Origin of the sequence: Oceanicella sp. SM1341 (genome assembly GCF_003448965.1) — a bacterium.
Lineage (GTDB): Bacteria > Pseudomonadota > Alphaproteobacteria > Rhodobacterales > Rhodobacteraceae > Paroceanicella.
Map to the genome: position 1 here is coordinate 23618 of NZ_QRGC01000031.1, position 21026 is coordinate 44643.

Here is a 21026-nt window from a genome sequence, read left to right on the forward strand (position 1 = left end):
CGACCACGCTGGCACGGGGCCAGCGAAGCCGCGCACGCCCCCGGCCCGTCACAGCGCCCGGACGATCGCCTCCAGCACCTTCTGCGCGCGGTCGCCCGCCACCCAGCGCAGCACCACCACCACGTCATGCTCGGGGTCGATCCAGATGTGGTTGGTGCCCGCGCCCTGGGCGGCGAAGGCGCCCTCGGGCAGCGCCGGGTTGGCCGCCGGCCCGCGGTTCAGCCACCACAGGAAACCGTAGTTCGCCAGCGTGGCGGAGGGCGTGACCGATTGCGCCATCCAGCCCTCGGGCAGCACGCGCACCCCGTCGTGCACCCCGTCGCGCAGGATGAACTGGCCGAAGCGCGCATGGTCGGCGGCGGAGATGAACATGCCGCCGCCCCAGTGCCCGCCGCCGGGCACCGACTGCATGCGCCGGCCGTCGATCTCCGTCCAGGAGGTCTCGTACCCCTCCCAGCGCCATCCCTGCGAGGCGCCGATCGGGTCCATGATCCGCTCGCGCAGCACCTCGGGCAGCGGCCGGCGGAACAGCGACATCAGCGCGAAGGACAGCGCGTTCACCCGCACGTCATTGTACTCGTAGTAGCTGCCGGGGGCCTGCATGGCGCGCAGCTGCCCCTTGCGCGAATTGTCGGCGCCCACGCCGATCTGCCGGAAATGGTCCACCTGGTCGGACTTGCCGAACAGCTCGCCGCGCCACTCGCTGTTCATGTTGAGGAAATGCCGCCAGGTGATGCCGCCGTTGTGCGGCCCCTCGAACACCGGCCCCGGCACGCGGACGCACACCGGCTCGTCGAGGTCGGGCAGCAGCCCGTCGCCATGCGCGAGGCCCGCCAGCACCGAGAGGTAGCTCTTCGCGATCGAGAAGGTCATGTCGGCCCGCTCGACATCGCCCCAGCGCGCGATCTCCTGCCCGCCGCGCAGCACCAGCCCGGCCGGCCCGCCGCGGGGCGCCACGGGGCCGACGATCTCGGTCCACGGCCCGGTCTCGTTCCACTCCACGTTCCCGACATAGCTGCCGTCATCGTAGTACATCGACCGCGGCCAGGGAGAGTCGCTCGCCTCCGCCAGCGCGACGGCCCGGGCCATGCGTTCGGGATCGAAACCAGGGGTCATGCCGTCTTCCTCCGTGCCGACAGGTGTCCCCCTGTCTTGACCGCTGCCGCGGCGCGCCGCAAGGCTGAAGGCCGGGCGGGCTGGTGTCGCATGGAGTTCCGGTGCCTCCGTTCTCACTTGCGCTGCAGGATGCTCCTGCTTCCTCAAATGCCCTGTGCTTTGATCGTCCAAGCGCTCAACATCTTGCGCTCGGTCCGCCAATTGGATCACATTCCGAGCACCCTTTAGCTTGAGGAAGGCTGATGACCTATAATGAATTCAATGGACCTGAAATCCCTGACGACCCTTTTGATTGCGCAGTGCTTCTAAAGAACAACATCATTGGCCTGACAACCAGCGGGGCTTCGGAGGCCGAGTATAAACTCACCAGAACAAGGCTAATGGCACATCCGGAATGCAAGAGGCGTCTGCCGGAATTTGTGCGCTACTCAAACGATGCCGCTTCTGTGAAGTCATCATTGTCCCGCGTTGCAAGTGGTTCAGGTTCATGGGCCATTCGCGCAAGCCACGTTGCCGATGCCTTCGTACCGCTGCTGACTTTCTTAGAGTCAGGCGGCGGAGTTGCAGACGCCACGATCACAGACGGTCTTTGTGCCTATGACGCTCCCGCTGTCCAAGCTTTTTGGGTGAAGGCTTTGGAAAGACGAAAGACCGACCCGGAGGGCGCCGTTACCGCCGCGAGTACGTTAATTGAAGAGATATGCAAACACATCATCGAGGACAGCGGCGCAAATTGGGAGAAGAACTGGAAATTTCCAAAACTCTATTCCGAAGCCGCAAAGATTTTGAAACTCTCACCATCGCAGCATCAGGAAGAAGTATTCAGGACGATTCTGGGAAACTGCCAGAGTGTCGTTCAGAGTATCGGCTCTCTGCGCAACAAAGGTGGTGATGCCCATGCTGGGGGACGCTCGCGAGTTCCATTCAAGCCGCGTCATGCCGCTTTGACGGTTAACCTCGCTGGGTCCATGGCCTTGTTTCTCATCGAAACTTGGCACGCGAGACTTGAGGAACAACAGATCGTCGATCAATAGCCGCGGATCACTGGAGAAGCAGACCTTCGCGCAGCCCGGCAAACGGTAGCAAACTCCGCATTGCCGATGCTCATGCAAAGCCGGTCCCGGCAGGTGCGGCCGCACCTGAAGCACGCCTGATCCCGGTCCCGCCCCCCCTCAGCCGTCCACCAGCGCCTCGGCGCGGGCGAGGTCGACGGAGACGAGCTGGCTCACGCCGCGCTCGGCCATGGTGACGCCGAACAGGCGGTCCATGCGCGACATGGTCACCGCGTGGTGGGTGATGATCAGGAAGCGCGTCGAGGTCTGGCGGGTCATCTCGTCGAGCAGGTCGCAGAACCGGGTGACGTTCGCGTCGTCGAGGGGGGCGTCGACCTCGTCGAGCACGCAGATCGGCGCGGGGTTGGCGAGGAAGACCGCGAAGATCAGCGACAGCGCCGTGAGCGTCTGCTCGCCGCCCGAGAGCAGCGAGAGCGTGGCGAGCTTCTTGCCCGGCGGCATGCACATGATCTCGAGCCCGGCGTCGAGCGGGTCCTCGCTCTCCACCAGCACGAGGTTCGCCTCGCCGCCGCCGAAGAGGTGGCGGAACAGGGTGGCGAAGTTGCGGTTCACCACGTCGAAGGCGGCGAGCAGGCGCTGGCGGCCCTCGCGGTTGAGCTCCGAGATGCCCTGGCGGAGCTTCACGATCGCCTCCTCGAGGTCGGATTTCTCGCGGCCCAGCGTGTCGCGCTCGGCACTCACCTCACGGGTGTCCTCCTCGGCGCGCAGGTTCACCGCGCCCAGCGCCTCGCGCTGGCGGCGCAGGCGGGCGGCGTCGAGCTCGCATTCCTCCGGCGAGGGCAGCGCGTCCGGCGCCACGCCGAGGCGCTCGAGCAGGGCCTCGGGGCTCTCCTCCGTCTCCTCGGCGATGCGGGCGGCGGCTTCCTCCACGCGGGCGTCGGCACTTTCGCACATCGCCTCGGCGCGGGCGCGCAGCTCGCGGGCGGCGGAGGCGTCACGCTCGGCGGCGCGCTCCTCCTCCACGGCGGTGCGCAGGGCGTTCTCGCCGGCGGCCAGCGTGTCGGCGGCGCGGCGGCGACGGGCCTCGGCGGCCTCGAAATTCGCGGCCAGCGTCTCGCGTTGCGCGGCGATCTCCTCCGGGCGGCCGGTGGCCTCCTCCAGCGCCTCCTCGGCCTGCTCCTGCCGGGCGTCGAGATCGGCCACGCGCTTCTCGGCATTCTGCAGGCGGGTGGTCCAGGTGGCGCTTTCCCTCGCGATGTCGCGCAGGCGGCGCTCGCGCGCCTCGCCCTCGCGGCGGATCTCGTCGGCATTCGCGCGGGCGGTGAGCATCGAGAGCCGGGCGCCCTCCACGAGGGTTTTCGCCGCCTCCACCGCGTCGCGCGCGTCTTCCAGCGGGCCGAGCTCGGCCTGTGCGGCCTCGGCATCGGCGCGCTCGGTGGCGGCGAGGGCGGCTTCCTCCTCGCGGCGCTTCAGCGCGAGGGTGAGGGTGTCGTGCCGGCCGGCGAGGCGCTCCACCTCGGCCTCGGCGCGGTTGAGGGCGCGGGTGGCGGCGGTGACGGCCTCGTCGGCGGCGCGGCGGTCCTGGCGGGCCTGCGCATCGGCGGCGGTGGCGGCCTCCAGCTCCTCGCGGGCCTCCTCGTGGGCGTCGCGCGCCTCGGCGGCGGCGGCCTCGGCGGTGGCGAGATCGGCGGAGAGCGCGTCAAGCCGGTTCTGCTGCTGCAGGCGCAGGGCGGCGGCGGAGGGGGTGTCGTCGGCCCCGGTGCGCAGCCCGTCCCAGCGCCAGAGGTCGCCCTCGGGCGAGACGAGGCGCTGGCCGGGCAGCAGGGCGGCCTGAAGGGCGGCACCATCGGCGCGCGCCACGATGCCGGTCTGGGCGAGGCGGCGGGCCAGAACGGGCGGCGCGGTCACCCGTGCTGCCAGCGGCTCGGCGCCGCCGGGCAGCGGCGCGGTCTCGTCGTAGGGCGGCAGCAGGGCCCAGCCGGTGGCGCCGTCGGTTTCCGGCGCGCGCAGGTCTTCGGCGAGGGCGGCGCCGAGGGCGGCCTCGAAGCCCGGCGCGGCGCGCACCCGGTCGAGCAGCTGGTCGCCCTTGCCGGCGTCGCGGGCGAGCAGGCGCTCGAGGCCCGAGACCTCGGCGCGCAGGGCGTTCGCCTCGCCATCGGCCACGGAGAAGGCCGCGCGGCGCTCGGATTCGGCGGATTGCGCGCCGGCCCGGGCGGCCTCGGCGGCGGAAAGCGCCTCCTCGGCGGCGATCTGGTGCTCCTGCGCGGTCACCAGCCCGTCGCCGGCATGGGTGGCGGCGGCGGCGGCGGTGTCGCGCTCGGCATCCACGGCGGCGAGGCTCGCGCGGGCCTCCTCCGCGTCCTTCCGGGTGCGGGCGAGGGTGCGGTCCGCGTCCTCCAGCCGGCGCGCCACGGTCTGGTGGCGGGCGGCGAGGCGGGCGCTCTCCTCGGAGAGCCGGTCGAGGTTCGCCTCCTGCTCCTGCAGGCTCTCGGCGGCGGAGCGCGCGGCCTCCTGCATGGCGGCGAGCGTGTCGGCATGGCCCTCGGCGGCCTTCGTGAGCTGCCCGCTCTCCCAGGTGAGACGCTCCAGGGTCTCGCCGGCGTCGCGGTTCAGGCCCTGCTCGCGCTCCCGGTCGCGGCCGATCTGGGTGAGGCGGGAGGTGAGCTCGGCGATGGTCTGGCGGGCGCGGGCCTCCTGCTCGGCGAGCTGCTCGCGCTCCACGGAGAGGCGCTGCAGCACGGCGGCGGCGATGGCCTCCTCCTCGCGCAGGGGCGGGATGGCGGCCTCGGCCTCCTCGCGCACCCGGGCCTTGATGCCGGTGGCGCCCTGGGCGGCGGCGGCGGCGCGGGTGGCCTCGGTGAGGGCGGCGCGGGCCCGCTCGCGCTCGTCATCCGCCTCGCGCCAGCGCAGGTAGAGGAGCAGGCCCTCGGCCTGGCGCAGCCCCTCGGAGATCTCGCGGTAGCGCGCCGCCTGCCGGGCCTGGCGCGAGAGGCTGGCGAGCTGCTGGTCGAGCTGGTCGAGCACGTCGGCCACGCGGGTGAGGTTCTGCTCGGTGCCCGAGAGCTTCAGCTCCGCCTCGTGGCGGCGTTGGTAAAGGCCGGAGATGCCGGCGGCTTCCTCGAGAATGCGCCGGCGCGCCTTGGGCCGGGCGTTGATCAGCTCCGAGATCTGCCCCTGGCGCACGAGGGCGGGGGAGTGCGAGCCGGTGGAGGCATCGGCGAAGAGCATCTGCACGTCGCGCGCCCGCGCCTCGCGGCCGTTGGTCTTGAACACCGAGCCCGCGTCACGCGTGATGCGGCGGATCACCTCGATCTGGTCGGCGGTGTTGAAGGCGGCGGGGGCGCGGCGCTCGGTGTTGTCGATGGTGAGCGTCACCTCGGCGTAGTTGCGCGCCGGGCGCGAGGAGGCGCCGGCGAAGATCACGTCCTCCATGCCGGCGCCGCGCATGGCGGTGGGGCGGTTCTCGCCCATCACCCAGCGCAGCGCCTCGAGCAGGTTCGACTTGCCGCAGCCGTTGGGCCCCACCACGCCGGTGAGACCGCGCGCGATGCTGAGCTCCGTGGGGTCCACGAAGCTCTTGAAGCCCGTCAGTCTGAGTTTGGTGAACTCCACGCGCGTACCGGTTCCGGCCAATGAGGGTATATCCCGCCAGAATCCCGCGCGCGGGCGCGAAAGTCAACGCCTGCCCCGCCAAGGATCGCCCCGCGGGCCGGCTTATCCACAAGATATGGTGGTTTTCCCCAGGGTTATCCCGAGCCCGCGGCCCACGGCCGGCCAGATCCGCCTTGACCCGCTCACGGGTTTGCGATGACAATGCCCGCCTGCATGGTTCCCCGCGGGAGGCAAAGCCTCCGGGGATGAAATGGGAATGCGGTGAGGGACGACCCGAAGCAGGGGCCCGATGCCGCAGCCGCCCCCGCGACTGTAAGCGGTGAGCGCCTGTCCGATATGCCACTGGCGAGAGCCGGGAAGGCGGGCAGGCGCATCGACCCGCGAGCCAGGAGACCAGCCCTGCAGCCAACATCATCCCCCCGTCGGGTGTGACGGGAACAGGAGAACGCGACATGCATATCGAACCCGGCCTCGTTAACGGCGCCAAGATCGTGCTCAGCTACGGCACCGCCGCGGCAGCAGCCCTGCAGACCCTGCGCCTGAGCTTCGGCGCGGCGCGCGAGCGCAGCCTCGCCTCGCTGGCCACGCGCAGCGTGATGTCCACCGCGCTGGTATTTTCCTTCTTCGAGATCCTGCCGCACTGGCCGGTGGGCGTCTCCGAGGTGCACCTCATCCTCGGCTCCACGCTGTTCCTGCTGTTCGGCGCGGCGCCGGCGGCCATCGGCCTGGCACTCGGGCTGCTGATCCAGGGCCTGCTCTTCGCGCCCTTCGACCTGCCGCAGTACGGCATGAACGTCACCACCCTGCTGGTGCCGCTCTTCGGCCTGCAGATGCTGGCCAAGCGGCTGATCGCGCCGGGCACCGCCTATGTCGACCTCAGCTACGGCCAGGCGCTGGCGCTCTCCACCGCCTACCAGGGCGGCGTGGTGCTCTGGGTGGGCTTCTGGGCCTTCTACGGCCAGGGCTTCTCGGCTGCCAACATCGCCGCGGTGACCACCTTCGGCGGCGCCTACATGCTGGTGGTGGCGCTGGAGCCGCTGGTCGACCTCGCGGTGCTGGCCGGCGCGAAGGCGGCCCGCGGGCTGGAGACCACCGGCCTCGTCACGCCGCGGCTGTTCCGCACCGCCGCCTGATCGAGCCAAGGGCCCGCCCCCCGCGGCGGGCCATCCCCCGGCCTCACGGCCCGCCTGCACCACGCGCTGCACGCCCCGCCCGGCGCGCGGCGCGTTCTGCTCTCCGGCCCCCTCAAACAGCGGACATCCCTCATGCCCTCGAAGATCCCCGCCACCGTGGTCACCGGCTTTCTCGGCGCCGGCAAGACCACGCTCATCCGCCACATGCTGACCAACGCGAACGGCAAGCGCATCGCGCTCATCATCAACGAGTTCGGCGACCTCGGGGTCGACGGCGAGATCCTGAAGGGCTGCGGCGACGCCACCTGCCGCGAGGAAGACGTGGTCGAGCTCTCCAACGGCTGCATCTGCTGCACCGTGGCGGAGGATTTCATCCCCACGCTGGAAAAGCTCCTCGCCCGCCCCGACAAGCCCGACCATATCGTGATCGAGACCTCCGGCCTCGCCCTGCCCCAGCCGCTGGTGCGCGCCTTCGGCTGGCCCGAGATCCGCACCCGCCTCACGGTGGACGGGGTGGTGACCGTGGTCGACGGCGCCGCCGTCTCCGAGGGGCGCTTCGCCCATGACGAGGCCGCGCTCGACGCCCAGCGCGCCGCCGACGACAACCTCGACCACGAGACCCCGCTCTCCGAGCTCTTCGAGGACCAGCTCGCCTGCGCCGACATGATCGTGGTCAACAAGACCGACCTGATCGGCGAGGCCGGGGCCGAGAGCGTGGCCACGAAGCTGGGCGAGAGCGCGCGCCCCGGCGTGCGCGTGGTGCGCACCGCGATGGGCGCGCTGCCGGTGGAGGTGCTGCTGGGCCTCAACATCGGCGCGGAGGACGATCTCGACGCCCGCCACGAGGTGCACCACCACCATCACCACGATGATGACGACGAGGACGACCATCACCACGACCACGGGCATGACGAGTTCGAGAGCTTCGTGCTCGAGCTCCCGGAGATCGCCGACCCCCGCGCCTTCGCCGCCCGGCTGGCGGAGGTGATCCGCGCCCATGACGTGCTGCGCCTGAAGGGCTTTGCGGCGGTGGCGGGCAAGCCGATGCGCCTCGCCATCCAGGCCGTGGGCCCGCGGGTCGACACCTATTTCGACCGCGCCTTCACCGCCGGCGAGCCCCGCGCCACCCGGCTGGTGGTGATCGGCGAGGCCGGCCTCGACCGCGCCGCCATCTCCGCCGCGCTCGCATGACCCTCGAGCTCCGCGAGACCGCGCCCTTCGCCCCGGAGGCGCTCGAGCTGATCGCCGGCTCCGAGGCGGAGCTCGCGGCGCTCTACCCCGCGGAGGTCCGCTTCGCCTTCTCGCCGCAGGAGCTGGTCGATGCCGGCGTGCGCTTCCTCGTCGCCTGGCGCGACGGGGTGGCGCTCGGCTGCGGCGGGGTGGCGCCCTGCGCGGGCTACGGCGAGCTCAAGCGCATGTACGTGCGCCCGGAGGGCCGGGGCAGCGGCGTGGCCCCTGCCCTGCTCGCCCGGCTGGAGGAGATCGCCGCCGGCCTCGCCCTGCCGCTGATGCGGCTGGAAACTGGCGCCGACAGCACCGCCGCCATCGGCCTCTACGCGAAGTGCGGCTACCGCCGCCGCGGCCCCTTCGGCGCCTACACCGAAAACGGCTCCAGCGTGTTCATGGAGAAGCCTCTGGGCTGAGCCCGGCCACCTCCGCCCGCAGCGCCGCGATGCATTCCGCCACGATGCGCGAGGCGGGCTCCCCCGCCGGGCGCAGCAGCAGGGTGCGGAACTGCACCGCCGGGCGGAAGGGGCGCAGCACCACGCCCCGGCCGGCCCAGGGCCCGGCCGCCAGCGGGTTCACCAGCCCGCAGCCCAGCCCCGCCTCCACCAGCGCGCAGACCGTGTGGGCAAAGGGCGTCTCGAGCACGATGCGCGGGGCGGCACCGGCGGCGGCCATCTCCGCGTCGAACTGCCGGCGTGTGGTGTCCTCGGCCGAAAGCGCCACGAAGTCGCATCCGTCGAGCAGCGCCGGGGTGAGGACCGCCCGCGCCGCCAGCGGATGGCCGGCGGGCAGCGCGATCTCCGCCTCGAAACGGGCGAAGGGTTGCGCGTCGAGCCCGGTCACGTCGATCTCGTCGGCCGCCAGCCCGATGTCGAACCCGCCGGAGTGCACCAGCTCGCGCACCGTGGCCGACATGCGCGCCTGCAGCGTGACCGACACGTCCGGATGCCGGTCGCGGAAGCGGCGCAGCGCCCGCGGCACCACGTTGGTGCTCAGCGCCGAGAGCGTGGCGATGCGGATCTGCCCGGAGCCGAAATCGCGGATGCGGGCCGCGGCGCTGTCGAGCCGCGACAGGGCCTCGAAGGCGCCCTCCACCTCGCGAAACCACAGCCGCGCCTCCGCCGTGGGCACCAGCCGCTTGCGGCTGCGGTGGAACAGCGCGAAGCCCAGCTGGCGCTCCAGCTCCTGCAACGACTTGCTCACCCCCGGCTGGGAGACATGCAGCACCTCGGCCGCCGCCTGCGTGGTGCCGTTGAGCAGCACGGCGCGAAACACCTCCACCTGCCTCAGGTTCAGTCGGCTTTTTCCTGACATATAACCTACCGGAATGAACTGGGCGGATATCGGTATTTGCCAGTATCAACTCTCCGGGTCCATATCCTTGGCTCCACGCCCCCCGGAACAAGGACCCCGCGCCATGCATGAGCCCACGAGATGCGTCCTCACCCCGCAGGTGGACGAGACCGGATACCGCGCCCTGGGCCCGGCGGTGCACCGGGCCTCGACCATCGTCTTCCCCGATGCCGCCGCCTATGCCGGGCGCGGCGCACGCGGGCCGGACGGCTATTCCTACGGGCTCGCCGGCACCCCCACCACCCGGGCGCTGGAAGCGAAGCTCGCCGGGCTCGCCGGGGCGGCGCGCTGCCTGCTGGTGCCCTCGGGCCAGGCGGCGAACGCCCTCGCCGCCATGGCGCTGCTGCAGGCCGGCGACCATGTGCTGATCACCGACACCGCCTACCCCGCCATGCGCGCGCTCGCGGTGGAGGACATGGCCCGCGCCGGCATCGCGGCGGAGTTCTACGACCCGCTCTCGCCCGAGGACCTGCGCCGCCGCCTGCGCCCGGAAACCCGGCTGGTGTGGTGCGAATCCCCCGGCTCCACCACCATGGAGGTGCAGGACCTGCCGGCCATCGTGCGCGTCGCCCGGGAGGCCGGCGCGCTGACGGGCTGCGACAACACCTGGGCCACCGCGCTGGCGCTGAAGCCGCTGGCGCTGGGGGTCGACATCGTGACCGAGGCGCTGACGAAATACGCCGGCGGGCATTCCGACGTGCTGATGGGCGCCATCACCTTCGCCGACGAGGCCCTGGCCCTGCGGGTGCGCGGCTATCTCGGGCGCATGGGCATCGGCGTGTCGCCCGACGATGCGGCGCTGGTGCTGCGCGGCACCGAGACCATGGCCCTGCGCTTCGCCCATTCCGCCGCCGGGGCGCGGCGGCTGGTGGCGCGGCTGCAGGCCCACCCGGCGGTGGCGCGGGTGCTCTGGCCGCCCCTGCCCGACGCCCCGGGCCATGCCGCCTGGGCGCGGGACTTCACCGGCGCCGCCGGGCTGTTCGGCGTGGTGTTCCGCCCCGGTGCCGCCGCGCGCATCGGCCCGGCGCTGGACCGGATGCGGACCATCGCCATCGGCGCGAGCTGGGGCGGCACGCGCAGCCTCGCCGCCCCCATGTCGCTCGCCGGGGCGCGCAGCGTGCGGCCCTGGCAGGGCGAGGACCTGGTGCTGCGCATCAGCGTGGGGCTGGAGGACATCCGCGACCTCGAGGCCGACATCGATCGCCTGCTCGACACTCTCGCCGGCTGAGCCCACCGCCTGCCCCCGGGCCGCGCCCGGCTGCCGCCACGGCACCTTCGGCGCGCTTGAGTGCCGGGGCCGATCCGGGGCATAGAGGCGGCATGTGCCAGCGCATCGCCCCTCGCCCGCCCCGCCGCCGCGCCGCCCCCCTCCGGAGGGCTGGCTGATGCACCTGCTGCAGGCCCAGGCGGGCAGCATCGACGACGGGTCCGAGCCGGTCGACCCCGGCCAGACCCCGGCCGACGTGGTGGTGATCTCCGCCGCCGACACCGAGCTCGCCGCCCTCGCCCAGGCGCGCGAGGAGCTGGGCGCCGAAGCCCCGTCGCTGCGGCTGGTCTCGCTCAACCACCTGCGCCACCCGATGTCGGTGGACCTGCACCTGGAGAACTGCGCCGCGCGCTCGCGCCTCGTGGTCGCCCGGGTGCTGGGCGGTGCCGGCTACTGGCGCTACGGGCTCGAGCAATACGCCCGCCGGCTGGCCGAGGAGGGCATCCCCTTCGCCGCCCTGCCCGGTGACGACAAGCCCGACGACGAGCTGCGCCGCCTCTCCACCGTGAGCGAGGCGGAGTGGGAGGCGCTCTGGGGCTATCTCGTGGAGGGCGGGCCGGAGAACTCCGCCAATTTCCTGCGCGCCGCCCGCGCGCTGCTGGGCGAGGCCGAGGTGCCGCCGGGCGCGAAGCCCCTGCTGCGCGCCGGCATCTACTGGCCCGGCGAGGGGCTGGCCGGGCTCGACACCGCCCGGCAGGGCTGGACCGAGGGCGCCCCGGTGGTGCCGCTCGTGTTCTACCGCGCGCTGGTGCAGGGCGCGGGGCTCAACCCGGTGAACCGCATGGTGCGCGCCCTGCTGCGACGGGGGCTGAACCCGCTGCCGGTCTTCGTCGCCTCGCTGAAGGACCCGCTCTCGGTCGCGACGCTCGAGAGCCTGTTCGCCGAGGCGCCGCCGGACGTCATCCTCAACGCCACCAGCTTCGCGGTGGGCGGCGGCGCGCCGCTCGACCGGTTCGGCGCCCCGGTGCTGCAGGTGGTCTTCGCCGCCTCCGACGAGGAGACATGGGAGCGCGGCACCGCCGGCCTCGCCCCGCGCGACATCGCGATGAACGTCGCCCTGCCCGAGCTCGACGGCCGCATCCTCACCCGCGCGGTGAGCTTCAAGGGCGAGGCCTATTTCGACGAGGCCACCGAGTGCCCGATCACCGCCTACCGCGCCCGGGGCGACCGGATCGACTTCACCGCCGATCTCGCCGCCGGCTGGGCCCGGCTGCGCGCCCGGCCCGTGGCCGAGCGCCGGGTGGCGCTGGTGCTGGCGAACTACCCCAACAAGGACGGCCGCCTCGCCAATGGCGTGGGGCTCGACACGCCGGAGGCCACGGTGCACGCCCTGCGCCTGATGCAGGCCGAAGGCTACGCGGTGGAGCCCCCGGCCTCGGGCGCTGCCCTGATGGCGCGCATCACCGCCGGCCCCACCAACTGGCTCACCGACCGCGCGGCGCGCACGGGCGGCGAGCGGCTGTCGCTCGAGGCCTACCGCGCCTTCCACGCCAGCCTGCCGCATGACCTGCGCCGGGAGATGGAGGCCCGCTGGGGCCCGCCGGAGGACGACCCGTTCTGCGGGCCGGACGGCTTCGCCCTCTCCATCTTCGCCCATGGCAACGCCGTGGTGGGGGTGCAGCCGGCGCGCGGCTACAACATCGACCCGAAGGAGACCTACCACGCGCCCGACCTCGTGCCGCCGCACAACTACCTCGCCTTCTACGCCTGGCTGCGGCAGGAGTTCGGCGCCGATGCCATCGTGCACATGGGCAAGCACGGCAACCTCGAATGGCTGCCGGGCAAGGCGGTGGCCCTGTCGGAGAGCTGCTGGCCCGAGGCGGTGCTGGGCCCGGTGCCGCACGTGTACCCGTTCATCGTGAACGACCCCGGCGAGGGCACGCAGGCCAAGCGCCGCGCCGCGGCGGTGATCATCGACCACCTCACCCCGCCGCTCACCCGCGCCGAGAGCTACGGCCCGCTGCGCGACCTCGAGGCGCTGGTCGACGAATACTACGAGGCCGCGGGCGTCGACCGCCGGCGGCTGGAGCACCTCGCCCGCGAGATCCTCACCCTCACCGCCGCGAGCGGCATCGACGCGGATGCCGGCATCTCCGGGCTCGACGAGGAGGCCGCGCTCACGAAGCTCGACGCCTGGCTCTGCGACCTGAAGGAGGCGCAGATCCGCGACGGGCTGCACATCTTCGGCCGCAGCCCGGAGGGGCGGCTGGCCCGCGACCTCGTGCAGGCGCTCGTCCGCCTGCCGCGCGGCAGCGGGGCGGGCGAGGCCTCGCTCATCCGCGCGCTCGCCGCCGACCTCGGCCTCGGTGCGGCGTTCGATCCGCTCGACTGCGCCATGGCCGCCCCCTGGGACGGGCCCCGCCCCGAGCCCCTCGCCCGCGCCCTGCCCGGCACCTGGCGCAGCAACGGCGACACGGTGGAGCGGCTGGAAACCCTCGCCGCCACGCTGCTGGAGGCGGTGATGGGGGGCGCGGAGGACACGGCGCCGGGCTGGCCCGCCACGCAGGCGGTGCTGGAAGAGGTGCGCGCGCGCCTGGCCCCGGCCGTTGCGGCCTGCGGCCCGGCGGAGGGGAAGGGGCTCCTCACCGCCCTTTCGGGGCAGTTCGTCGCCCCCGCGCCGTCCGGCGCGCCGACACGGGGCCGGCCGGACGTGCTGCCCACCGGGCGCAACTTCTACTCGGTCGACACCCGCGCCGTGCCCACGCCCACCGCCTGGACACTGGGCTGGAAATCCGCCTCCGCCCTCGTGGAGCGCCACCTGCAGGACGAGGGCGACTGGCCGCGCGCCCTGCTCGTCACCGCCTGGGGCACGGCGAACATGCGCACCGGGGGCGACGACATCGCCCAGGCCCTCGCGCTGATGGGCGTGCGCCCGACATGGGACACGTCGAGCCGCCGGGTGACCGGGTTCGAGATCATGCCGGCCGGCGTGCTGGGCCGGCCGCGGGTGGACGTGACGCTGCGCGTCTCCGGCTTCTTCCGCGACGCCTTCCCCGGGCTGATCGACCTGTTCGACAGCGCCGCACGGGCAGTGATGGCCCTCGACGAGCCGGAGGAGGACAACCCCGCCGCCGCCCGCTTCCGCGCCGAAGGTGCGGGCGAGGCCGCCGGCTACCGGGTGTTCGGCGCCAAGCCCGGGGCCTATGGCGCCGGCCTCCAGGCCCTGATCGACGAGCGCATCTGGGCCGAGCGCGCCGATCTCGGCGCCGCCTGGCTCGACTGGGGCGGCTATGCCTATGGCCGCGGCGCCGAGGGCGCCCGGGCCCGCGCCGCGCTTGAAACCCGGGTGGCGCGGCTCGAAGGCATCGTCCAGAACCAGGACAACCGCGAGCACGACCTGCTCGATTCCGACGATTACTACCAGTTCGAGGGCGGCGCGGCCGCCGCCGTGGCCGCCCTTCAGGGCCGCGACCGGCCGGTCTGGCACAACGACCATTCCCGCCCGGAGCGACCGGTGATCCGCTCGCTCGAGGAGGAGATCGGCCGGGTCGTGCGCTCGCGCGTGGTGAACCCGAAGTGGATCGCGGGGGTGCAGCGCCACGGCTACAAGGGCGCCTTCGAGATGGCCGCCACGGTGGACTATCTCTTCGCCTTCGCCGCCACCACGCGGGCGGTGAAGAGCCACCATTTCGACCTCGTGCACCAGGCGTATCTCGAGGACGAGACCGTTCGCGGCTTCATCGCGGAGGCCAACCCCGCCGCCCTCGGCGAGATCGCCGCGCGCCTGACCGAGGCCATCGACCGCGGCCTCTGGCAACCGCGCTCCAACTCCGCCCGGGCGCTGCTGGACACGCTGACCGGCTGAACGGCGCACGGAGGGCCGCGGCCGACCTGGAGGGCGCGCCCCGGCTGGCCGGCGCGGCACCCCTTGCATCAGTGTCGCGCGGGCTGCGGGCGAGATCGCCGACGCGCCCTCCGGGGGGAGGTCGGGCGCGGCCCGGGGCAACCCCGGGCGGGACAGGTGGGGAGCGCGGATAGACGTACACGCGGCTCCCGAGAGCGATGGCGCTGCAACGCGGGGCCGCATGTGCCCGACACGCCATCGCCGACCCAATCGGAACGCACACCACGCCCGAGCGGCGCACGGAGGGCCGCACCTGACCAGGAGGGCGCGCGCGCCGACTGGCCGGCGTGGCACCTCGAAGCATCAGCGCCGTGCGTGCTGCGGGTGACACCGCCATCGCGCCCTCCGGGGGGAGATCGGGCGCGGCTCGGGGTTCCCCCCGGGCGAGACAGGTGGGGAGCGCGGATAGACGTACACGCGGCTCCCGAGAGCGATGGCGCTGCAACGCGGGGCCGCTCGTTCCCGACACGCCATCGCCGACCCAATCGGAACGCACACCACGCCCCAGCGGCGCACGGAGGGCCGCGCCCGACCTGGAGGGCGCGCGCCCCGACTGGCCGGCGCGGCACCCCTTGCATCTGCGCCGCGCGGGCTGCGGGTGACACCGCCATCGCGCCCTCCGGGGGGAGGTCGGGCGCGGCCCGGGGTTCCCCCGGGCGGGCCGGGAGGGTGGCTATGGACGGCTGCGGGCCGGCGGGCTTAGGCTGCCGGAGAACGGGAGGAGATGCGAATGCGACAGGGACATTGCCTCTGCGGCGCGGTGCGCTTCGAGTGGGACGGGCCGCCGAACTGGGTGGGCCATTGCCATTGCGAGAGCTGCCGGCGGGCCACGGCCTCGCCGCTCACCAGCTTCGTGGGCGTTCCGGACAGCGCCTGGCGCTGGACCGGCGCGGCACCCGCCCTCTACGCCTCGTCGCCCGGAGTGGAGCGGGTCTTCTGCCCGACCTGCGGATCGCCCGTGGCCTACAGGGCCGCGCGCTACCCGGGCGAGACGCATTTCCACCTCGCGCTCGTGGACGACCCCGCAGGCCTCGCCCCCGAGGCGCATTTCCACTGGGGCGAGCGGGTGCCCTGGCTCGTCCATGCCGAAGACGGGCTGACCCGGGAATGACCGACATCCGCCGCCTCGGGCCGGACGACCCGGACCTGCCCGCCGTGCACGCGCTTGTCACCGCCGCCTTCGGCTACATGGACGGGCGCGTGGACCCGCCCTCCTCCATCCATCGCACCGGGCCGGGCGAGATGCGCGACATGGCGCGCGCGGGGCTGCTGCTCGCCGCAGGCCGGCCGCCGCTCGCCTGCGTGTTCTGCACGGTGAAGCCCGGCGCGCTCTACCTCGGCAAGCTCGCGGTGGCGGAGGTGGCGCGGGGCCGTGGCCTCGCCCGGGCGCTGGTGGAAGCGGCGGAGACGGAGGCGCGGGCCCGCGGCCTCGGCGCGCTCGAGCTGCAGACCCGGGTGGAGCTCACCGAAAACCACGCCACCTTCGCCCGGCTGGGCTTCGTCGAGGTCGCGCGCACGGCGCATCCGGGCTATGACCGGCCCACGAGCCTCACCATGCGCAAGGAGCTGAGATGACCGAAGATCCCGAACGCCACGCAATGAAGATGGCGCGCAAGAAGGCCTCGCGCGACAAGATCATGGCCACCAAGACCGACGAGAAGGGCCTGATCATCGTCCACACCGGCAAGGGCAAGGGCAAGTCCACCGCCGCCTTCGGGATGATCTTCCGCCACATCGCCCATGGCATGCCCTGCGCGGTGGTGCAGTTCATCAAGGGCGGGATGAGCACCGGCGAGCGGGACATGATCCTCGCGCGGTTCTCCGACCTGTGCGAGTTCCACACCATGGGCGAGGGCTTCACCTGGGAGACCCAGGACCGCACCCGCGACATGGAGATGGCCCGCGCCGCCTGGGAGAAGGCCAAGGAGCTGATCCGCGACGAGCGCAACTCCATGGTGCTGCTCGACGAGATCAACATCGCGCTGCGCTACGATTACATCCCGCTCGAGGAGGTGCTCGAGTTCCTCGCCACCGAGAAGCCGCACATGACCCATGTGGTGCTCACCGGGCGCAACGCGAAGCCGGAGCTGATCGAGCTCGCCGACATGGTGACCGAGATGGAGCTGGTGAAACACCCGTTCCGCTCCGGCGTGAAGGCGCAGAAGGGCGTGGAGTTCTGAGAGCCTGACGCGGGCCTTCGGTGCCGCGGGGCGGCCGGCCGGGAGGCCCCGGCTCGGGGGCCGGTGCAGCGGAGTGCAGGGCGGCGTGCAAACTGCAGAGGGGTGATCGCGCAGTGGCCGTTGTGCCGCGGGGCGGTCGGCCGGGAGGCCCCGGCTCGGGGGCCGGGGCAGCGGAGCGTGGGGCGAGAGGCGGGGTGAAGACTGCAGTGGTCGTGCGTGATGCCTTCGCGGTTGCGGAGCGGGCGGCGGAGCGCGGTGTTGCGCGGCCGGGCGTCACGGCCCCGCGACAAAAGGAAAGCCCCGGCGGCGCGGAGACATTGCGCGCTGCCGGGGCCGGAACGGCCCGCCGCTCAGGCGGACGGCGGGCGGGCCGCGGCGCGCGGAGGGAGCGCGCCGGGGCCTTGGCGGATCAGCTGGCGAAGACGCCGTCGAAATCCTTGAAGCCCTTCACCTCGATCGGGTTTCCGCAGGGGTCGCGGAAGAACATCGTGCGCTGCTCGCCCGGCTCGCCCTCGAAGCGGATCACCGGCGGGATCTCGAAGGCGAGGCCGTGGGCGGTGAGCCGGTCGGCCAGCGCCAGCCAGTCCTCCAGCGGCAGGATGACGCCGAGATGGGGCATCGGCACCATGTGGTCGCCCACCTTGCCGGTGTTGGTGGTCTCGAAGGGCTTGCCCTTGTGCAGCGAGATCTGGTGGCCGAAGAAGTCGAAATCAACCCAGGTGTCGGTGCTGCGGCCTTCCTTGCAGCCGAGAACCTCGCCGTAGAAGCGGCGGGTCTCGTCGAGGTCGGTCACGTGGTAGGCGAGATGGAAGAGCGAACGCATTGTCGTGTCCTTCTTTTGGAGGGGTCTCAGACCGAGCGGATGGCGCCGCCGTCGCAGCGCAGGGTGACGCCGGTCACGTAGCTGGCGGGCGCGGAGCACAGGAAGGCCGCGGCGGCGGCGAATTCCTCCACCGTGCCGTAGCGGCCCATGGGGATGGTGGCGCGCGAGGCGCTGCGCACCGCCTCGATGTCCTTGCCGGTGCGGCCGGCGGCGGCGGCGTCGAGCTGGTCGACCCGCGCGGTGTGGATGCGGCCGGGCAGCAGCATGTTCACGGTGATGCCGTCGGCGGCCACCTCGCCCGAGAGGGTCTTCGACCAGCCGCGCAGGGCCGAGCGCAGGGTGTTGGACATCGCGAGCGTGGGGATCGGCTGCTCGACGCCGGAGGAGGCGACGGTTAGCACCCGGCCCCAGCCGGCGGCCTTCATGTCGGCGAGCAGGATGTTGGTGAGCTCGATCACCGAGAACACCATCGCCTGCGCCTGGGCGGCCAGCACCCCGGGCTCCATCGCCTGCACGCCGCCCGGAGGGGGGCCGCCGGTGTTGTTCACCAGGATGTCGACCGAGCCGAGCACCTCGCGCGCCTTCGCGGCGAGGGCGGCGGGGGTGGCGGGGTCCGACAGGTCGGCCGACACCCAGGAGGCCTTGCCGCCTGCGGCGGTGATGGTGGCTGCGGCCTCGGCCAGCGCCGCCTCGTCACGCCCGGTGAGCAGCACCTCGGCGCCCTCGGCGGCAAGCGCCGTTGCGATGCCGAGGCCGAGGCCCCGGGAGGATGAGAGCACGAGCGCGCGGCGCCCGTTCAGTCCGAAATCCATGGATCAGACCTCCTTCGCGAGTTTCTTGGCGAGCCGGCCCATCAGGCGCTCCAGCTCGGCGACATCGGTGCCGGTGAGGCGCGGCCCCGGCGCGCGGGTGGCGGCACAGGCGATGGCCCCGCGCTTCATCAGCACCGTCTTGCGCACCGCGAGGCCCCAGCCGGGCTGCTGCTCGTGGCGCAGGATCGGCAGGTAGCGGTCGAACAGGTCCTCGGCCTGGCACTGCTTGCCCTCCTGCCACAGGCGCACGGTCTCGACCAGCGCCTCGGGGTAGGCGAAGCCGGTCATCGCGCCGTCGGCGCCGCGCGCCAGCTCCTGCGGCAGGTAGAGCCCGCCGTTGCCGCACAGGATGGAGAGGCGCGGCGCGCCCTTGGCCTCGGCCTCGCGCAGGGTGGTGATCTTGGTGAGGCCCGGGCAGTCCTCGTGCTTGAGCATCACCATCTGCGGCAGGTCGGCGGAGAGCTCGAGGATGGTGCGCGAGGACACCGGGATGCCGGTGGCCTGCGGGAAATCCTGGAAGACGAGCGGCACGTCGCGGCCCAGCGCCCGGGCGACGGCGTGGAAATAGGCGATCACCCGGTCCTCGCGCGGGCTGCCCTTCGAGGGCGCGACCATGAGGCCGGCGGCGCCCTTCTCCATCGCGTAGGAGCCCAGCGCGGCGAGGTTGTCCAGGCCTGCGTCGGACACGCCCACCACCACCGGCAGGCTGGTGCGGGCCATCACCCGGTCGATCACGGCGCGGCGCTCCTCGGGGGTGAGCTTGTCCGCCTCGCCCATCATGCCGAGGATGGTGAGGCCGGTGACCCCCTTCTCGACGTAGAAATCCACCAGCCGGTCGAGGCTGTCGAGGTCGAGCGCCCCGGTCTCGGTGAAGGGGGTGGCGCAGATGATGTAGACGCCGGAAGTGTTGCGGTCGATCAGCGGCATTCTCGGGTTCCTCAGATGGCGCGGGACAGGCGGTCGGCGATGTAGATCTCGCGCAGGCGGCGGGTGACGGGGCCGGGCTTGCCGTCGCCCACCGGCGCACCGTCGATGGACACGACGGGCAGCACGAAATTGGTGGCGGAGGTGATGAAGGCCTCGTCGGCGATCTGGGCCTCGCGCAGGGTGAAGGCGCGCTCGACCACCGGGATGCCCGCGCCGCGCGCGAGATCGAGGGTGGAGGCGCGGGTGATGCCGTGCAGGATGTCGTTGGACAGCGGCCGGGTGATCAGCGTGCCGCCCACCACGATATGCGCGGTGGCCGAGCTTGCCTCGGTCACGGTGCCGTCCTGGGTCAGCCAGGCGTCATCGGCGCCGGCGGCCTTGGCCTGCATCTTGGCCATGGAGGGGTAGAGGAGCTGCACGGTCTTGATGTCGCGGCGCGCCCAGCGCAGGTCGGGCAGCGAGATCACCGAGATGCCGCGCCCGGCCTGCGGGTTTTCCAGCACGCGCTTGGCCTGGGTGAAGAGCGAGAGCGTGGGCTCGGGGTTTGCCGGGAACACGAAGTCACGGTCGGCCGGGCCGCGGGAGAGCTGGAGGTAGATCAGCCCTTCGTCGAGGTCGTTGCGCGCCACGATCTCGCGGTGCACGGCGAGCAGCTCCTCGGGCGTGAGCGGGCAGGGAATGCCGAGCTCGGCGAGCGAGCGCTGCAGCCGCGCGGCATGGCCCTCGTATTCCACCAGCTTGCCGCCCACCACGCCCGTGACCTCGTAGATCGCGTCGGCGAAGAGGTAGCCACGGTCGAAGATCGAGACCTGTGCCTCGTTTTCGGGCATGAAGGCGCCCTTGTGCCAGACGATGCGGGTCATGCGGAAACTCCGGGAGTGCGGAAGGGGGCGATGGCGATGCCCTCGGCCTCGAGCGCGCGGCGCAGCTCGGCGGCCATGGTGACGGCGCCCGGCGTGTCGCCGTGCACGCAGAGGCTGGCGGCCTGCACCGGCAGCTTCCTGCCGCCGGTGGTGGGGATGACCCCGTCGCGCACCATCGAGAGCACCTGCGCCACGCTCTGGGCGGGGTCATGGATCACCGCGCCGGGCTCGCTGCGCGGGGTCAGGGTGCCGGCATCGGTGTAGGTGCGGTCGGCGTAGATCTCGCAGGCCACGGTGAGGCCGGCGGCCTCGGCGGCGGTCATCATCTCGGAATAGGGCAGCGTGACGAAGGTGAGCGTGGGGTCGACGGCCCTGGCCGCGCGCACGCAGACCTCGGCCAGCTCGCGGTCCACCGCGGCCATGTTGCCCAGCGCGCCATGGGTCTTCACATGGGTGATGGGCCAGCCGAGCGCCTGCGCCATGCCCTGGATGGCGGCGATCTGGTAGATGATCTGCGCCTCGAGGTCCTCCGGGCGCTCGCCGGAGATGCGGCGGCGGCCGAAGCCGTAGAGGTCCATGAAGGAGGGATGCGCGCCCACGGCCACGCCGCGCGCCTTCGCGTTGAGGATGGTGTCGCGCATCACCGAGGGGTCGCCGGCATGGAAGCCGCAGGCCACGTTCGCGGTGGTGATCAGCTCCAGCATCGACCTGTCGTCGCCGATGGTGTAAGCGCCGAAGCTCTCTCCCATGTCGCAGTTGAGATCGATCGAGATCGCCATTCTGCCGTCCTTTCCCTGCCGATGCGCCGGGCAAAGACCTGCCTCGGGAGCGCATAATTTCATCATTCCGTCCGCGC

The 21026-nt window shown here is 72.4% G+C and carries 17 protein-coding genes and 1 riboswitch; of the genes, 9 read left to right on the plus strand and 8 right to left on the minus strand.

Features of this window, described 5'->3' with window-relative positions; translation table 11 throughout:
- Positions 1-48: 48 nt before the first annotated feature.
- On the minus strand, positions 49-1116 hold the full coding sequence (locus tag D3P35_RS21555; RefSeq protein WP_118137762.1) for a serine hydrolase: 1068 nt from the start codon (positions 1114-1116) through the stop codon (positions 49-51).
- 242 nt (positions 1117-1358) lie between these two features.
- Here D3P35_RS21555 and D3P35_RS21560 point away from each other — a divergent pair, with 242 nt between their 5' ends.
- A complete protein-coding gene (locus D3P35_RS21560; RefSeq protein ID WP_118137764.1) occupies positions 1359-2150 on the plus strand; it encodes an abortive infection family protein in 792 nt (263 codons plus the stop codon).
- A gap of 138 nt (positions 2151-2288) precedes the next feature.
- Here D3P35_RS21560 and smc read toward each other — a convergent pair whose 3' ends face one another.
- A complete protein-coding gene (gene smc / locus D3P35_RS21565) occupies positions 2289-5741 on the minus strand; it encodes a chromosome segregation protein SMC (protein ID WP_118137766.1) in 3453 nt (1150 codons plus the stop codon).
- Between the two features lie 197 nt (positions 5742-5938).
- Positions 5939-6158, plus strand: a riboswitch (cobalamin riboswitch).
- A 35-nt stretch (positions 6159-6193) separates the two neighbouring features.
- Here smc and D3P35_RS21570 point away from each other — a divergent pair.
- From D3P35_RS21570 to D3P35_RS21580, 3 genes are all read left to right on the plus strand, one after another.
- Positions 6194-6874: an energy-coupling factor ABC transporter permease gene (locus D3P35_RS21570; protein ID WP_118137768.1), complete on the plus strand. Its 681-nt coding sequence runs from the start codon at positions 6194-6196 to the stop codon at positions 6872-6874.
- Between the two features lie 132 nt (positions 6875-7006).
- Positions 7007-8065 carry a cobalamin biosynthesis protein CobW gene (cobW, locus tag D3P35_RS21575; protein ID WP_118137770.1) on the plus strand — a complete coding sequence of 353 codons (1059 nt, stop codon included), beginning with the start codon at positions 7007-7009 and terminating at the stop codon, positions 8063-8065.
- On the plus strand, positions 8062-8517 hold the full coding sequence (locus tag D3P35_RS21580) for a GNAT family N-acetyltransferase (protein WP_118137772.1): 456 nt from the start codon (positions 8062-8064) through the stop codon (positions 8515-8517). The genes cobW and D3P35_RS21580 overlap by 4 nt, the downstream gene beginning before the upstream one ends.
- On the opposite strand, the gene D3P35_RS21585 is transcribed toward D3P35_RS21580, so the two are convergent.
- A complete protein-coding gene (locus D3P35_RS21585) occupies positions 8495-9415 on the minus strand; it encodes a LysR substrate-binding domain-containing protein (protein ID WP_198670744.1) in 921 nt (306 codons plus the stop codon). The two genes, D3P35_RS21580 and D3P35_RS21585, sit on opposite strands and share 23 nt — an antisense overlap.
- Positions 9416-9518: 103 nt before the next feature.
- Here D3P35_RS21585 and D3P35_RS21590 point away from each other — a divergent pair, with 103 nt between their 5' ends.
- The 5 genes from D3P35_RS21590 (at position 9519) to cobO (ending at position 16745) form a co-directional block, all read left to right on the plus strand.
- Positions 9519-10682: a PLP-dependent aspartate aminotransferase family protein gene (locus D3P35_RS21590; protein ID WP_118137774.1), complete on the plus strand. Its 1164-nt coding sequence runs from the start codon at positions 9519-9521 to the stop codon at positions 10680-10682.
- Between the two features lie 157 nt (positions 10683-10839).
- Positions 10840-14526 (plus strand): cobaltochelatase subunit CobN, encoded by a 3687-nt coding sequence (gene cobN, locus D3P35_RS21595; RefSeq protein WP_118137776.1) that lies wholly within the window; start codon positions 10840-10842, stop codon positions 14524-14526.
- A gap of 769 nt (positions 14527-15295) precedes the next feature.
- The gene (locus tag D3P35_RS21600) at positions 15296-15676 is read left to right on the plus strand and encodes a GFA family protein (protein ID WP_157982256.1); all 381 of its coding nucleotides are present in this window, start codon (positions 15296-15298) and stop codon (positions 15674-15676) included.
- Positions 15673-16140 (plus strand): GNAT family N-acetyltransferase, encoded by a 468-nt coding sequence (locus D3P35_RS21605; protein WP_118137780.1) that lies wholly within the window; start codon positions 15673-15675, stop codon positions 16138-16140. Before D3P35_RS21600 ends, D3P35_RS21605 begins: the two co-directional genes overlap by 4 nt.
- On the plus strand, positions 16137-16745 hold the full coding sequence (gene cobO / locus D3P35_RS21610; RefSeq protein WP_118137782.1) for a cob(I)yrinic acid a,c-diamide adenosyltransferase: 609 nt from the start codon (positions 16137-16139) through the stop codon (positions 16743-16745). The genes D3P35_RS21605 and cobO overlap by 4 nt, the downstream gene beginning before the upstream one ends.
- 409 nt (positions 16746-17154) lie before the next feature.
- On the opposite strand, the gene D3P35_RS21615 is transcribed toward cobO, so the two are convergent.
- Genes D3P35_RS21615 through D3P35_RS21635 form a run of 5 tightly spaced genes read right to left on the minus strand, consistent with a single transcriptional unit; the run spans position 17155 to position 20949 of the window.
- Positions 17155-17568, minus strand: coding sequence for a VOC family protein (locus D3P35_RS21615; protein ID WP_118137784.1), 414 nt, complete (start codon positions 17566-17568; stop codon positions 17155-17157).
- Positions 17569-17594: 26 nt separating this feature from the next.
- The gene (locus D3P35_RS21620) at positions 17595-18380 is read right to left on the minus strand and encodes an SDR family oxidoreductase (protein WP_118137786.1); all 786 of its coding nucleotides are present in this window, start codon (positions 18378-18380) and stop codon (positions 17595-17597) included.
- 3 nt (positions 18381-18383) lie between these two features.
- A complete protein-coding gene (locus D3P35_RS21625) occupies positions 18384-19307 on the minus strand; it encodes a dihydrodipicolinate synthase family protein (protein WP_118137788.1) in 924 nt (307 codons plus the stop codon).
- An 11-nt stretch (positions 19308-19318) separates the two neighbouring features.
- Positions 19319-20170 (minus strand): D-amino-acid transaminase, encoded by an 852-nt coding sequence (locus D3P35_RS21630; RefSeq protein WP_118137790.1) that lies wholly within the window; start codon positions 20168-20170, stop codon positions 19319-19321.
- Positions 20167-20949 carry a LamB/YcsF family protein gene (locus D3P35_RS21635; RefSeq protein ID WP_118137792.1) on the minus strand — a complete coding sequence of 261 codons (783 nt, stop codon included), beginning with the start codon at positions 20947-20949 and terminating at the stop codon, positions 20167-20169. Before D3P35_RS21635 ends, D3P35_RS21630 begins: the two co-directional genes overlap by 4 nt.
- Between the last annotated feature and the right edge of the window lie 77 nt (positions 20950-21026).

Excerpts from the sequence above, each read along its gene's own strand:
- D3P35_RS21580 (WP_118137772.1), top strand. The coding sequence starts at position 8,062 with ATGACCCTCGAGCTCCGCGAGACCGCGCCCTTCGCCCCGGAGGCGCTC.
- D3P35_RS21585 (WP_198670744.1), bottom strand. The coding sequence starts at position 9,415 with ATGTCAGGAAAAAGCCGACTGAACCTGAGGCAGGTGGAGGTGTTTCGC.
- D3P35_RS21570 (WP_118137768.1), top strand. The coding sequence starts at position 6,194 with ATGCATATCGAACCCGGCCTCGTTAACGGCGCCAAGATCGTGCTCAGC.
- D3P35_RS21590 (WP_118137774.1), top strand. The coding sequence starts at position 9,519 with ATGCATGAGCCCACGAGATGCGTCCTCACCCCGCAGGTGGACGAGACC.
- D3P35_RS21630 (WP_118137790.1), bottom strand. The coding sequence starts at position 20,170 with ATGACCCGCATCGTCTGGCACAAGGGCGCCTTCATGCCCGAAAACGAG.
- D3P35_RS21600 (WP_157982256.1), top strand. The coding sequence starts at position 15,296 with ATGCGACAGGGACATTGCCTCTGCGGCGCGGTGCGCTTCGAGTGGGAC.
- D3P35_RS21635 (WP_118137792.1), bottom strand. The coding sequence starts at position 20,949 with ATGGCGATCTCGATCGATCTCAACTGCGACATGGGAGAGAGCTTCGGC.
- cobO (WP_118137782.1), top strand. The coding sequence starts at position 16,137 with ATGACCGAAGATCCCGAACGCCACGCAATGAAGATGGCGCGCAAGAAG.
- D3P35_RS21555 (WP_118137762.1), bottom strand. The coding sequence starts at position 1,116 with ATGACCCCTGGTTTCGATCCCGAACGCATGGCCCGGGCCGTCGCGCTG.
- D3P35_RS21625 (WP_118137788.1), bottom strand. The coding sequence starts at position 19,307 with ATGCCGCTGATCGACCGCAACACTTCCGGCGTCTACATCATCTGCGCC.
- D3P35_RS21615 (WP_118137784.1), bottom strand. The coding sequence starts at position 17,568 with ATGCGTTCGCTCTTCCATCTCGCCTACCACGTGACCGACCTCGACGAG.
- D3P35_RS21605 (WP_118137780.1), top strand. The coding sequence starts at position 15,673 with ATGACCGACATCCGCCGCCTCGGGCCGGACGACCCGGACCTGCCCGCC.
- D3P35_RS21620 (WP_118137786.1), bottom strand. The coding sequence starts at position 18,380 with ATGGATTTCGGACTGAACGGGCGCCGCGCGCTCGTGCTCTCATCCTCC.
- D3P35_RS21560 (WP_118137764.1), top strand. The coding sequence starts at position 1,359 with ATGACCTATAATGAATTCAATGGACCTGAAATCCCTGACGACCCTTTT.
- cobN (WP_118137776.1), top strand. The coding sequence starts at position 10,840 with ATGCACCTGCTGCAGGCCCAGGCGGGCAGCATCGACGACGGGTCCGAG.
- cobW (WP_118137770.1), top strand. The coding sequence starts at position 7,007 with ATGCCCTCGAAGATCCCCGCCACCGTGGTCACCGGCTTTCTCGGCGCC.